At 67.7% G+C, this 13,306-nt stretch carries 11 protein-coding genes and 1 pseudogene; 11 read left to right on the top strand and 1 reads right to left on the bottom strand.

The genetic code is table 11. The features are described from left to right. The 7 genes and pseudogenes from AAYO93_RS10110 to murC all read left to right on the top strand — a co-directional run bounded on the left by AAYO93_RS10110 (nt 1) and on the right by murC (nt 9,604). Nucleotides 1–1,545 carry a Mur ligase family protein gene (locus AAYO93_RS10110; RefSeq protein WP_345761057.1) on the top strand — a complete coding sequence of 515 codons (1,545 nt, stop codon included), beginning with the start codon at nt 1–3 and terminating at the stop codon, nt 1,543–1,545. Further along, a complete protein-coding gene (locus AAYO93_RS10105; protein ID WP_345761056.1) occupies nt 1,546–2,985 on the top strand; it encodes a UDP-N-acetylmuramoyl-tripeptide--D-alanyl-D-alanine ligase in 1,440 nt (479 codons plus the stop codon). It begins immediately after the preceding gene. After that, nucleotides 2,982–4,091, top strand: a complete 1,110-nt coding sequence (mraY, locus tag AAYO93_RS10100) for a phospho-N-acetylmuramoyl-pentapeptide-transferase (protein ID WP_345761055.1) — start codon at nt 2,982–2,984, stop codon at nt 4,089–4,091. Before AAYO93_RS10105 ends, mraY begins: the two co-directional genes overlap by 4 nt. Then, nucleotides 4,088–5,617: a UDP-N-acetylmuramoyl-L-alanine--D-glutamate ligase gene (gene murD / locus AAYO93_RS10095; protein WP_345761054.1), complete on the top strand. Its 1,530-nt coding sequence runs from the start codon at nt 4,088–4,090 to the stop codon at nt 5,615–5,617. Before mraY ends, murD begins: the two co-directional genes overlap by 4 nt. A 153-nt stretch (nt 5,618–5,770) precedes the next feature. Beyond that, nucleotides 5,771–7,063, top strand: coding sequence for a putative lipid II flippase FtsW (gene ftsW, locus AAYO93_RS10090; RefSeq protein WP_345761053.1), 1,293 nt, complete (start codon nt 5,771–5,773; stop codon nt 7,061–7,063). Then, nucleotides 7,060–8,136: a UDP-N-acetylglucosamine--N-acetylmuramyl-(pentapeptide) pyrophosphoryl-undecaprenol N-acetylglucosamine transferase gene (locus AAYO93_RS10085; RefSeq protein WP_345761052.1), complete on the top strand. Its 1,077-nt coding sequence runs from the start codon at nt 7,060–7,062 to the stop codon at nt 8,134–8,136. The genes ftsW and AAYO93_RS10085 overlap by 4 nt, the downstream gene beginning before the upstream one ends. A gap of 71 nt (nt 8,137–8,207) precedes the next feature. After that, nucleotides 8,208–9,604, top strand: a pseudogene (gene murC / locus AAYO93_RS10080) (UDP-N-acetylmuramate--L-alanine ligase). Between the two features lie 24 nt (nt 9,605–9,628). On the opposite strand, the gene AAYO93_RS10075 reads toward murC, so the two are convergent. Further along, nucleotides 9,629–9,859: a hypothetical protein gene (locus tag AAYO93_RS10075; RefSeq protein ID WP_345761051.1), complete on the bottom strand. Its 231-nt coding sequence runs from the start codon at nt 9,857–9,859 to the stop codon at nt 9,629–9,631. Between the two features lie 130 nt (nt 9,860–9,989). On the opposite strand from AAYO93_RS10075, the gene AAYO93_RS10070 reads away from it, so the two are divergent. The 4 genes from AAYO93_RS10070 (at nt 9,990) to AAYO93_RS10055 (ending at nt 13,284) form a co-directional block, all read left to right on the top strand. After that, on the top strand, nt 9,990–10,718 hold the full coding sequence (locus AAYO93_RS10070) for an FtsQ-type POTRA domain-containing protein (protein ID WP_345761050.1): 729 nt from the start codon (nt 9,990–9,992) through the stop codon (nt 10,716–10,718). A 150-nt stretch (nt 10,719–10,868) separates the two neighbouring features. Beyond that, entirely contained in the window at nt 10,869–12,038 is a 1,170-nt protein-coding gene (ftsZ, locus tag AAYO93_RS10065) for a cell division protein FtsZ (protein WP_345761049.1), read from the top strand. Next, nucleotides 12,004–12,705: a YggS family pyridoxal phosphate-dependent enzyme gene (locus tag AAYO93_RS10060; protein WP_345761048.1), complete on the top strand. Its 702-nt coding sequence runs from the start codon at nt 12,004–12,006 to the stop codon at nt 12,703–12,705. Before ftsZ ends, AAYO93_RS10060 begins: the two co-directional genes overlap by 35 nt. A gap of 78 nt (nt 12,706–12,783) precedes the next feature. Next, entirely contained in the window at nt 12,784–13,284 is a 501-nt protein-coding gene (locus tag AAYO93_RS10055; protein WP_345761047.1) for a cell division protein SepF, read from the top strand. Nucleotides 13,285–13,306: the final 22 nt, after the last annotated feature.

The following is a 13,306-nucleotide window of genomic DNA, read 5'->3' as shown; positions in this document are numbered from 1 at the left end:
GTGACAGGATCGGCGCCCTCAACACTGCGCCCGGAGCATCCCGTCGCCCGACCGCTCGCACAACTCGTGGCGGAATTCGGGCTCGAATGCCGCGGTGATCTCGACGCTGTCGAGGTGACCGGCGTGGCCCTCAGCTCGGCGTCCGTCGAGCCCGGCGACCTGTACGTCGGCGTGCCGGGAAAGAACGCGCACGGTGCCCGTTTCGCCGCGGCAGCCGCGGAGGCCGGCGCCGTCGCCGTGCTCACCGACGAGGAGGGGGCGGCCATCGCCGCCGACTCGGGGCTGCCGATCATCGTCACGCAGGATGCGCGCGCTGCGCTGGGCGCGGTCGCCGCGTGGATCTATCGCACAGACGAGAACACCGCGACCCTGTTCGGTGTCACCGGCACGAACGGCAAGACGAGCGTCGTCTATCTGCTGAACGCCATCCTCGGTCAGCTCGGCGTCGTCTCGGGGCTGAGCTCGACGGCCGAGCGCCGCATCGGCACCACGGCGATCTCGAGCAAGCTCACCACCCCGGAGGCGAGCGAGCTCCACGCCCTGCTCGCCCGGATGCGCGAAGAAGCGGTGCGCGCGGTCGCGGTCGAGGTCTCCGCCCAGGCGCTCACCCGTCACCGTGTCGACGGCATCGTCTTCGACGTGGTCGGCTTCACGAACCTGAGCCACGACCACCTGGACGACTACACGGCGATGGACGACTACTTCGCCGCGAAACTCGAACTCTTCCAGCCCGATCGTGCACGCCGGGGCGTCGTGACGGTGGACTCCGATTGGGGGCGCACCCTCGTCGAGCGGTCGCGCATCCCGGTCACCACCCTGTCGAGCTCCGCCGGAGGCGACGCGGAGTGGACCATGACCGTGGTCGACGAGAGCGTCGACCACACCGAGTTCGTGCTCGAAGGGCCGGACGGCCGCCACCTGCAGACCCGTGTGCCGCTCCTCGGCTGGTACATGGCGGCAAATGCCGCCCTCGCCATCGTCATGCTCGTCGAATCCGGCTACGATCTCGGCGCCATCGCCCAGGCACTCGACCGCGACGGCGGGATCGACGCGTTCATCCCCGGGCGCGCTGAGCGTATCTCGGGCGATGCCGGACCGGTCGTGTTCATCGACTACGGCCACAGCCCTGATGCCTTCCTCTCGACGCTCGGCGCCCTCCGCAAGGTCACCGACGGCCGGATCGTGATGGTGTTCGGTGCCGACGGCGACCGCGACACGACCAAGCGCACCGATATGGGCGCGATCGCTGCGCGTGGCTCGGATGCCGTGGTCATCACCGATTTCCACCCGCGTTACGAAGATCCGGCGACCATCCGTGCCGCCCTCCTCGAGGGCGCCCGTCACGCGGTTCCCGATCTCGAACTCTACGAAGTTCCCGACCCGCGCGCCGCGTTCCGCAAGGCGCTCTCACTGGCAGGCGAGGGCGACGTGGTGCTCTATGCGGGGCCGGGACACGAGGACTACCAGGAGGTCGCGGGCGAGAGGATCCCGTATTCCGCGCGTGAGGACGCAAAGCTGGCCCTCCGTGAGGCGGGGTGGCTGTAGATGATCGACCTCACCCTGGAAGAGATCGCCCGGGCGACGGCGGGCAGGCTCGTCTTCGGCCCGACCGATTCGACCCCCGCGACGACCGTCTCAGGACTCTCGCACACGGATTCCCGGGATGTGACTCCTGGCTCCATCTTCTTCGCGAAGCCCGGTGAGTTCACCGATGGCCACCTCTTCGCGCCACAGGCCGTCGAGAACGGCGCAGCGCTGATCGTCGTCGACCACGAACTCGATCTTCCCGTTCCGCAGCTCGTGGTCGAGGACACGGTCGTCGCGCTCGGCGCCCTGGCGACCGAGGTCATCGCGCGCGTGCGCGCCGGGGGCCTTCTGAGGATCGTCGGCATCACCGGCTCGAACGGCAAGACCACGACCAAGAACCTGCTGCGGGCGATCCTGGAGCCTGTCGGGCCGACCATCGCGCCGCGCGCGTCGTTCAACAACGAGGTGGGTGCTCCCATCACGATGCTCGAGGTCACGGACGAGACCGAGTTCCTGGTCGCCGAGATGGGCGCGAGCGGCATCGGCGAGATCACGCGCCTGGTGCGCATGGCGCGCCCCGACATCGGGGTCGTGCTCAAAGTCGGTCTGGCCCACGCCGGCGAGTTCGGTGGAATCGAGGCGACGCTCACTGCGAAGACCGAAATGGTCACCGACCTTCTCCCGACCGACGTCGCGATCCTCAACCTCGACGACCCGAGGGTCGCATCCATGGCGGACAAGACGTCGGCCCGGGTGCTGTGGTTCGGGCTGGACGCCCGCGCCGACGTCCGAGCGACGGATGTGGTCTCGAGCTCGCAGGGGACCTCGTTCGTCCTCGTGCTTCCGGCCGAGCCCGGTGCGACGGGTGCGTCCGCGACCGTCGAGCGCCCCGTCAGGTTCCGCGTGCTCGGCGAACACCATGTCATGAACGCGCTGGCCGCAGCAGCCTCAGCGCATACGCTCGGCGTCGGCATCGACGACATCGTCTCGGCCCTCCAATCGGTCCAGCGGGCCGAGCGGTGGCGAATGGAGGTGATGGGCGGCGCGCGCGGGGTGACGATCATCAACGACGCATACAACGCGAGCCCGGACTCGATGGCTGCAGCCCTGAAGACGCTCGCCCAGATCTCCGGCCCCGGCGAGCGCACCGTCGCAGTCCTCGGCGAGATGAGCGAGCTGGGCGAGTTCTCCGGCGAGGAGCACGACCGCATCGGTCTCCTCGCGGTCCGCCTGAACATCGGCCAGCTCGTGATCGTCGGGCCGGCCGCCCGGCGGATGCACATCTCGACGATCAACGAGGGGTCATGGGACGGCGAGTCCCTCTACTTCGACACGCCGGATGAGGCGTACGAGCACCTCGCTACCGCCCTGAAAACGGGCGACACGGTGCTCGTGAAGTCCTCGAACTCGGCCGGCCTCCGGTTTCTGGGCGATCGACTGGGAGAATTGTTCTCGTGAGAGCTCTCCTGACGTCCGGTGCCCTGTCGATGGCTTTCACCCTTTTTCTCACCCCGCTCTTCATCCGCCTCTTCCGGCGGTTGCAGTGGGGGCAGTTCATCCGTGACGACGGTCCGAAGAGCCACCACGCGAAGCGCGGAACCGCCACCATGGGCGGCATCATCATCATCCTGGCCACGTTGTTCGGGTATTTCACCGCACTTCTCATCACCGGCGATCCGACGTCCGTCTCGGCGCTCCTCGTCCTGTTCATGATGGTGGGACTCGGGATCGTCGGGTTCATCGACGACTTCCTCAAGACCCGCAATCAGCGCAGTCTCGGGCTGGGCGGATGGGCGAAGGTGGCGGGGCAGGTCGTCGTCGCCACGATCTTCGCCATCCTCGCGATCAACTTCCCGCAGAACGGGGTGACGCCGGCATCGACGAGCGTGTCGCTCATCCGTGACACCCCGATCGACTTCATGTCGCTCACCCGGTTCGGCGTGATCGGCGTGATTCTGGCCTACGGCCTGTACCTGCTGTGGATCAACTTCATCGTCACCGCGACGTCCAACGGCGTGAACGTCACCGACGGGCTCGACGGACTGGCGGCGGGCGCTTCGATCCTGGCGCTCGGTTCGTACATCATCATCGGCTTCTGGCAGTCGATCCAGTCGTGCTTCACCAGCAAGATCGACCCGGCGAACATCTACAAGTGCTACGACGTGCGCGACCCGTTCGACCTGGCCATCGTCGCGACGGCGATCGTCGGCGCCATCGTCGGCTTCCTGTGGTGGAACACGTCTCCTGCGCAGATCTTCCTCGGCGACACCGGCTCGCTCGCTCTCGGTGGCGCGGTCGCCGCGCTCGCGATCCTCAGCCACACCGAACTTCTGCTTCTCCTGATCGGCGGCATCTTCGTGATCGAGGCCGGGTCGGTGATCGTGCAGCGCCTCTACTTCAAGCTGACGCACGGTAAACGCATCTTCCTGATGAGTCCCATCCACCATCACTTCGAATTGAAGGGGTGGGCGGAGATCACCGTCGTCGTACGGTTCTGGATCATCGGCGGCCTGCTGGTCGCGGCCGGCGTCGGTTCGTTCTACCTCGAGTGGCTTGCGCGATGAGCGACTCATCCTCTGCCGGACCTTCGGAGACCCCCGCAGATCGGCTCGCCGGGCTCACCAGCTGGCGATCGGACTGGTCGGGCTTGCGGGTCGCCGTGCTCGGGATCGGGATAACGGGGTTCTCGGTCGCTGACACGCTGACCGAACTGGGCGCGAGTGTGCTGGTGGTCGCGGCCAGGGCCGACGAGGAGCGCGCGATGCTGCTGAGCGTCATCGGCGCCGAGCTCGTCGAAGATCCCGACCTCGCCGACCCGCCACAGCGGCTGCTCGACTTCGACCCCGAGTTGATTGTCGTCTCGCCCGGCTTTCACTACGACCACCCTCTGCTCCGCTGGGCGGAACTGCGCGCCATCCCGCTCTGGGGCGACGTCGAACTCGCGTGGCGTCTGCGTGACAAGGTGGGGGAGCCCGCCGACTGGATCACGGTCACCGGCACCAACGGCAAGACCACCACCGTTCAGCTCACTGCGACGATGCTTGCAGCCGCCGGCTATCGTGCGGCGCCGTGCGGGAACATCGGGATCCCGGTGCTCGACGCCATCCGCGACCCGCAGGGCTTCGACGTGCTCGTGGTGGAGCTCTCCAGCTACCAGCTGCACTGGATCAACCGCAACCCGGGTGGCGAGCTCTCGCCGTTCTCGAGCGCCTGCCTGAACATCGCCGACGACCACCTCGACTGGCACGGCTCCTTCGACGCGTACCGCGCGGCCAAAGCGAAGGTGTACGACAACACTCAGGTGGCGTGCGTGTACAACCGCGCCGATTCGGCCACTGAGTTGATGGTGCAGGACGCCGAGGTGATCGAGGGTGCCCGCGCCATCAGCTTCGGCCTCGATGTTCCCGGTCCGAGCGGGTTCGGTGTCGTCGACGGCATCCTCTGCGATCGCGCCTTCCTCGAGGACCGGTTCACCAGTGCGATCGAGCTGACAACGCTCGACGATCTCCGCGAAGCCGGACTCGCCGCTCCGCATGTGGTCGCGAACATCCTGGCCGCCAGCGCGCTGGCACGGTCGTACGGCGTCGAGGCGGCGGTCATCCGTGAAGTGCTCACCGCTTTCCGGCTGGACGCGCACCGGATCGAGCTCATCCGCATCGAGGGCGGCATCAGCTGGGTCGACGACTCCAAGGCGACCAACCCGCATGCCGCTGACGCGTCGCTGCGCGCGTTCCGGTCGGTGGTCTGGGTCGCCGGCGGACTTCTCAAGGGAGTCGAAGTCGAAGAGCTGGTGAAAGGCCATGCGGATCACCTGCGCGCCGCCGTCCTGATCGGGGTGGAGCGCGAACGGCTCCGGGATGCGCTGCGGCGTCACGCCCCGGACCTTCCGGTGTTCGAGGTCGATGCGGATGCTCCCGCCGATGTGATGCGCGAGGCGGTACGGTTCGCGGCGGAGGCGGCCCAGCCGGGAGACACGGTGCTGCTCGCGCCCGCTGCGGCATCCATGGACCAGTTCACCGACTACGCGGAGCGTGGCCGCCATTTCCAGCAGGCCGTGAACGACTTGCTGGGCGACGAGACGGACGACTGACCGCGGCCGCAGAGCCGCGTCGGCGGCTGCCGCGCTGTGAAATTGCAACTGCCCGCCGGGTCTCCACGAGATGCGGTGCCGGTGCCTTTAGTCTTCCGGTTGGGAGGCGACCGCCTTGAGACAGTTCACGTCCGCCAGAAAGCAGGTGACCGGATGACGAATCCGCCCCGCAGCGTGCGCGCTCCCCGGGTGGGCGGCATCGGCCGGCCGGTCCCACGGCAGACTGCGCACGAGCAGGGCGCCGGACGGGGCGCCGAGCGGGAGCAGGCTCCGGGCACCGCCGCGCGCATCTCGCTCGGCCGGGTCTTCCAGGCCGAATCCGCGAACTACTTCATGCTGCTCGGGATCACGCTGTTCATGGTCGTGTTCGGGTTGGTGATGGTGCTCTCGTCGTCCTCCGTCGAGTCGCACACCGACACCGACAACTTCTTCTCCCGTTTCTGGTCACAGGGGATCTATGCCCTGGTCGGCCTGCCGCTCATGCTGCTGGTGTCGCGACTCCCGACCGCGTTCTGGAAGAAGACGGTCTGGGTGTTCCTCGGTCTCGCCTGCCTACTTCAACTGCTGGTGCTCGTCACCCCGCTCGGCGTCGAGATCGGGGGCAACCGCAACTGGCTGCGGATCGGCGGGTTCGCCGGTCAGCCATCCGAAGCGATCAAGGTGGCGCTCGTCGTCTGGCTCGGCGTCGTTCTGGCGCGCAAACGCGACCTGCTCGACAACTGGAAGCACCTTCTCATCCCGGTGGTTCCGGTGGCGGGCGGAGCGATCCTCCTGGTCATCATGGGCGGCGACCTCGGAACGACCGTGATCATGGCCGGGATCGTCCTCGGCGCCCTGTTCTTCGCAGGTGTCAAGATCCGGCACCTGGCTGTCGGCAGCCTGGTGATCTCGGGGCTCGCCTTGCTGATCGCCTTCTCGAGCAAGAGCCGGGTCGGGCGCATCATGGCATTCTTCGGTGGTCACAGTGCGGCCAACCCGGATGTCACCTGGCAGATCAACAACGGCTTCTACGCGCTGGCCTCCGGTGGCGTCTTTGGGGTCGGCCTCGGCAACTCGCATTCCAAATGGTCCTGGCTCCCGGCAGCCGACACCGACTTCATCTTCGCGATCATCGGCGAGGAGCTGGGTCTGATCGGCGCCATCGTCGTGCTCGTCCTGTTCGTGCTGCTGGCGATCACGTTCCTGCGCATCATCCACGCCAGCAGCGACCCGTTCGCGAAGATCACGACCGCCGCCATCCTCGTGTGGCTGATCGCCCAGGCGTTCGTGAACATCGGCGTCGTGCTCGGGGTCATCCCTGTCCTCGGAGTGCCGCTTCCCCTGATCTCCGCAGGTGGAACTGCAATGATCAGTTCCATGATCGCAATAGGTATCGTCCTGTCATTCGCCCGGGAGACCAGCCGCGAGAACGAACGCGCAGCACGTGGGATCTCATCGCGCGCATGACGAACTACCTGCTCGCCGGCGGGGGCACCGCCGGACACGTCAACCCCTTGCTCGCCGTCGCCGACCGGCTCCGCCGCGACGACCCCGCAGCGAACGTCCTCGTCCTCGGAACCGCGGAGGGCCTGGAGGCGCGTCTGGTGCCCGATCGGGGCTACGAGCTGGCGACCATCCCTCGGCTGCCGTTCCCGCGTCGCCCGAATGCGGCCGCGGCTCGATTCCCTGCGGAATACCGCCGCTCGATCTCTCGTGTCGTAGCGCTCCTCCAGGAGCGCGGGATCGACGTCGTCGTCGGCTTCGGGGGGTATGCGGCTGCGCCGGCATATTCGGCGGCTCGTAAGGCACGGATCCCGCAGGTCCTGCACGAGGCGAACGCCCGGCCGGGGCTCGCCAATCGCCTCGGGGCGCGCTACACCCCGTTCGTCGGTGTGGCGTTCGAGGGCACGCGCCTGCCGCACGCCCGGTTCGTGGGGATGCCGCTTCGAGTGGAGATCGAGGAACTCGACCGCACAGCATCCCGGCCCGCGGCCGCGGCGGAGTTCGGGCTCGACGCCGATCGTCCCACCCTGCTGGTGACCGGGGGATCGCTGGGCGCGCGGCGCATCAATCAGACCGTCTTCGATCGGGCCGCACAGGTGATCGCCGCCGGCTACCAGGTGCTCCACATCCAGGGGGGTCGCGGCGAGCTGACCGATCCCGGCATCGAGCACTACCGCCTCCTCGACTACTGCGACCGCATGGACCTGGCACTCGCGATCGCCGATGTCGCGGTCGCGCGTGCCGGTGCGGCGACGGTGTGCGAATTCGCCGCTCTCGGCATCCCCGCCGTCTACGTGCCGTTCCCGGTGGGCAACGGCGAGCAGCGCTTCAACGCCGCAGGCGTGGTCGGAGCGGACGGCGGAATACTCGTCGACGACGCCCGGTTCCTACCGGAATGGGTCGACGACCGGCTCATCCCGCTGTTGCTCGACCGCGACAGGGTGGCGGCGATGGGGGAGCGGGCGGCGAGCGTCGGAGTGCGGGACGGTTCGGACCGCATGGTGTCGCTCATCCACACTTCGCTCGCGAGAGCGTAGCGTCATACTGGAGGGTGCCGCGTGAGCGGCCGGTCGAACCGAGAAGTGAACCGAGAAGGAAAGCAGTACACGTGATCAAGCCCGACCTGACCATGACCATCCCCGACGACCTCGGCTCTCTGCATTTCGTAGGGATCGGCGGATCGGGGATGAGCGGCATCGCCCGCCTGTTCCTCGAAGCGGGTTACACGGTGACGGGCTCAGACGTGCGCGATTCGTCTAATGTGCACGCGCTTCGCGACCTCGGTGCGACCATCACGATCGGCCATGACGCCGCGAACGTCGGTGACGCCGACACGCTGGTCGTCACAGGGGCGCTCTGGCTGGATAACCCGGAATACGTCCTCGCCAGGGAGAAGGGCCTGCCGGTGCTGCACCGGTCGCAGGCTCTCGCCTGGCTGATCCACCACAAGCGCCTCATCGCGGTTGCCGGCGCGCACGGCAAGACCACGTCGACCGGCATGATCATCACCGGTCTGCTCGGTATCGGCGAGGACCCGAGCTTCGTCAACGGCGGCGTCATCGAGTCGCTCGGCGTCAGTTCGGCGACCGGGGACGGCGAACTGTTCGTCGTCGAGGCCGACGAGTCCGACGGCAGCTTCCTGCTCTACGAGACGGCGGTGGCGCTGATCACCAACGTCGACCCCGACCATCTCGACCACTACGGCTCGCTCGAAGCATTCGAGCAGGCGTTCGTCACCTTCGCCCAGGCCTCGAGCGAATTCGTCGTCGTGTCCTCGGACGACCCGGGAGCGGTCCATGTCACGTCGAGGCTGACGGACAAGCGCATCATCACGTTCGGTGAGGCAGCGGATGCGGATGTGCGGGTCCACTCGATCGTCACCGACGGTCCAGTCGCCTTCTCTCTCAGCTTCGCGGGCTCCGAGTACAGTGCCCGGCTGCGGATCCCGGGCGCCACAACGCGATCAACGCGGCCGGCGCGTTCGCCGTCCTGGTCGGCCTCGGGTTCGACCCTGAATCCTCGCTCGCCGCGATCGCGACGTTCGGAGGCACCGAGCGCCGCTTCGAATTGCACGGGACCGTCGGGGGAGTCAGCGTGTACGACGATTACGCCCATCACCCGACGGAGGTCGCCGCCGCGCTGTCCGCCGCCCGCACGGTGGTCGGAGACGGTCGCATCATCGCGGTGCACCAGCCTCACCTGTACAGCCGCACGCGTCTGTTCGCGAAGGAGTTCGCAGCGACCCTCGAGAAGTACGCGGACGAGACGGTGGTGCTCGACGTCTACGGCGCTCGTGAAGATCCGGAGCCGGGCGTGACCGGCGCCCTGGTGTCCGAGCGGTTCGAGCATCCGGAGCACGTCGCGTTCATCGCCGACTGGCAGGCCGCCGCCGACCACACCGCCGAGATCGCACGAGACGGGGATTTCGTGATCACCCTCGGCTGCGGGGACGTGTATCGCATCGTCCCGCAGCTGCTCGACTCGCTGCAGCGCGTCCGCGGCTGACGCTACGACCGGCATGAAGCGTCCTCAGGGTTTCGACCGGCCACCGCAGCCGCCGGCCGTTCCTTCGCGCACGGCGCCTGCGCGGTCGTCCACGCCGTCGCGTCCGCCGAAGGCGACGCCGCAGTCGAACTCGCCGCAGCTTCGCTCGGCGGCGGATGACCGGACCATCACCGAGCCGATTTCGCTGGTCGGCCCGAAAGGGTCGTCGCGTGATTCTTCGTCGCCGCCGCCGACGGCACCGAAGTCCGAGTCCACGGCGTCCGAGTCCGCGACGTCCGCCGCACCCGCAGAACCCCCTCGGCGCGACGCGAAATCGAGTGACGGCGCCCCGTCGAACCGGGAGGTCCGCAGCGCGCTGCGCCGGGCCCGCAAGGATCGCTCGCGCGTGGAACGCGGCGAGGTCCGCCGCTTCACGAAGCGGTCGCGGCGGCGGCGGATGATGTGGATCAGCGCGGCCGGCACCGCTGTGTTCCTCGTGGTCGCCGTCACGCTCACCGCCTTCTCCCCGCTGATGGCGCTGCGTACGATCGACGTGCAGGGCACCAGCCGGATCAAGGCTTCGGCGGTGAGCGCCGCATTGAAGGACCAGCTCGGGCGACCGCTGCCGTTGGTCGACTTCACTGCGATCCGCGCGGATCTGGCCGCCTTCCCGCTGATCCGAAGCTTCAGCACCGAGAGCCATCCACCGAGCACCCTCGTCGTGAGGATCGTCGAGCGCGTCCCGGTCGGCATCATCACCGACGGCACGACGTTCCGGTTGGTCGACGCTGCGAAAGTGACGATCAGCCAGTCCGCCTCGCGTCCGGCCGGCTTTCCGATCATCCACGCGTCGGGCCCCGCGGGCAGCTCGGATGCGCAGAGCGGTTTCGACGCGGCCGTCGCGGTCCTGCAGGCGCTCCCGGCGAATGTGCTCAGCACGGTGGACACCGTCACTGCGGCCACGAGGGACGATGTGACGTTCACGCTTCTCGGCAGTGGTGCGAAGGTCGTCTGGGGAAGCCCCGACCAGTCGGAGCTGAAAGCTGCTGATCTCGCTGCGATCATGAAGTCGGCTGGTGGGACGTCGGGCAGCGTGTTCGACGTGTCCTCTCCGCACAGCGTCGTCAGGAAGTGATCAGGCGCCCAGTGCACACTGGACTTTTGCGACACGCGGGTCGCCTACCGGGGCGCGGGCAGGCGACACCTAACGTCGAATCAGGAATTGCATACTGAGCATAACTTTAAGCCTCGACTTGAGGTTGAAGGTTCCCAGCGGAGGCCGGACGTGACATCAAACCAGAACTACCTCGCCGTGATCAAGGTCGTCGGCATTGGCGGTGGCGGCGTTAACGCCGTCAACCGGATGATCGAACTCGGGCTTCGCGGCGTCGAGTTCATCGCCATCAATACGGACGCCCAGGCGCTCCTGATGAGCGACGCCGACGTCAAACTCGATGTCGGCCGCGAGATCACTCGCGGTCTTGGCGCCGGCGCAGACCCCGAGGTCGGCCGTCGCGCTGCAGAAGACCACGCAGAAGAGATCGAAGAGGCGCTCGCGGGCGCCGACATGGTCTTCGTGACAGCCGGCGAGGGTGGCGGAACCGGTACGGGCGGCGCACCCGTCGTCGCGCGGATCGCGAAGTCGATCGGCGCTCTCACCATCGGTGTCGTCACCAAGCCGTTCGGCTTCGAGGGCAAGCGGCGTTCCGAGCAGGCCGAGGCGGGCGTCGTCCGTCTGAAAGAAGAGGTCGACACCCTCATCGTCGTTCCGAACGACCGCCTCCTCGAGATCAGCGACCGCGGCATCAGCATGCTCGAGGCGTTCTCCACCGCCGACCAGGTGCTCCTCGCCGGTGTCCAGGGGATCACCGACCTCATCACCACCCCGGGACTCATCAACCTCGACTTCGCCGACGTCAAGTCGGTCATGCAGGGCGCCGGCTCCGCCCTGATGGGCATCGGTTCATCGCGCGGTGCCGATCGTGCCATCAAAGCCGCCGAGCTCGCCGTCGCATCCCCACTGCTCGAGGCGAGCATCGACGGAGCCCACGGCGTGCTGCTCTCCATCCAGGGTGGCTCGAACCTCGGCATCTTCGAGATCAACGACGCCGCCAGGCTGGTGCAGGAGGCAGTGCACCCCGAGGCGAACATCATCTTCGGTGCCGTCATCGACGACACCCTCGGCGACGAGGTCCGCGTGACCGTCATCGCCGCGGGCTTCGACGGTGGTGAGCCCGGCGGTCACTCCGCCGTGGATGCGCGACGCACGACGTTCGTCGCGTCTGGAACTTCCGGCGCGGAACTCCCCGACACGCAGGCGCTCGACCCCGAGGACATCCCCGCCCCGGCGACTGCGTGGTCCGCAGCCGAGAGCCCCGTCGGAGACGCCGCCCCCATCGACCCCGCCTTCGACGACGAGAATGACGACCTCGACATCCCCGACTTCCTCAAGTAGCGGTCTCGCGGAGCGTCTCGCGTTCGCCCGCCGGGGCATCGCGGATGCTGCACGCGCTGCCGGGCGGGACCCGGAGGAGCTCACCACCATCGTCGTGACCAAGTTCCATCCCGCGTCGCTGGTGCGCGAGCTGGCGGTTCTGGGCGTGACGGATGTGGGGGAGAACCGGCACCAGGAGGCGAGCGCGAAGGCCGCCGAACTCTCCGACCTCGCGCTCACGTGGCATTTCGTCGGCCAGCTGCAGAGCAAGAAGGCGCGGCAGGTCCGGTCGTACGCACAGGTCATCCACTCGATCGACCGGAGGGCGCTGGTCGACGCGCTCCGCTCCGACGAGTCCACGGTCGACTGCTTCGTGCAGCTGAACCTGACATCGGACCCGGCACGGGGTGGGATCGCTGACGGTGAGCTCGAACACCTCGTCGAGCACGTGCTCGAGACGCCAGGGCTCCGGCTGCTCGGAGTGATGGCGGTGGCGCCCATCGACGAGGACCCGCGCGCTGCGTTCGCGCGAGTGCGGAGCGCATCCGAGCGGGTGCGGCGCCTGGCGCCGAGCGCGACCGCGATCTCGGCGGGGATGAGCCAGGACTACGCGGCCGCCATCGCCGAAGGAGCGACACACCTTCGAATTGGTACGGCCATTACCGGGAAACGGCCGGAGCACGGTTAATCTCGAAGAGAAGGTTCCGTTCGGTGCGGCGACGTATCGACCCGGTTCACACGCGCGAAGGTTTACACGGAGGATGCGATGACCAACCCGCTGAAGAAGACGATGGTCTACCTCGGCCTGGCCGACGAAGAGCTCGAATACGACGAGCAGCCGGTGCAGCAGCACCAGCCTCAGGCGCACCAGTCTCCCGTCGCACCCGTTCCCCACCCCGCTCCGGTCGCCCCTGCGCCCGGTCGCGCACCGGTCACGCCGCTGCGCAAGTCGAACTCCGCACGGAATGCGACGGTCCAAGAAATGAACGAGATCCTCACGGTCCACCCCCGCCAGTACCGCGATGCACAGGTCATCGCCGAGTCCTTCCGCGAGGGCATCCCCGTCATCATCAACCTGTCCCAGATGAGCGAAGGCGACGCGCGTCGCCTCATCGACTTCGCCAGCGGCCTGTCGCAGGGCCTCTACGGCAAGATCGAGCGGGTCACCGCGAAGGTGTTCCTGCTCTCGCCATCGCACGTCGTCGTCTCGGGCGAGCACGGCGGCCAGGACGCCGAGGTCGAAGCCTCCTTCTTCGCGCAGGGTTGAGCGGAGCGATCTCACGCAGCCC

The sequence above is a fragment of the Diaminobutyricibacter sp. McL0608 genome (genome assembly GCF_039613825.1).
Lineage (GTDB): Bacteria > Actinomycetota > Actinomycetes > Actinomycetales > Microbacteriaceae > Diaminobutyricibacter.
The sequence above is the reverse complement of the archived record's forward strand: the minus strand, read 5'-3'. Positions and strand labels throughout refer to the sequence as shown.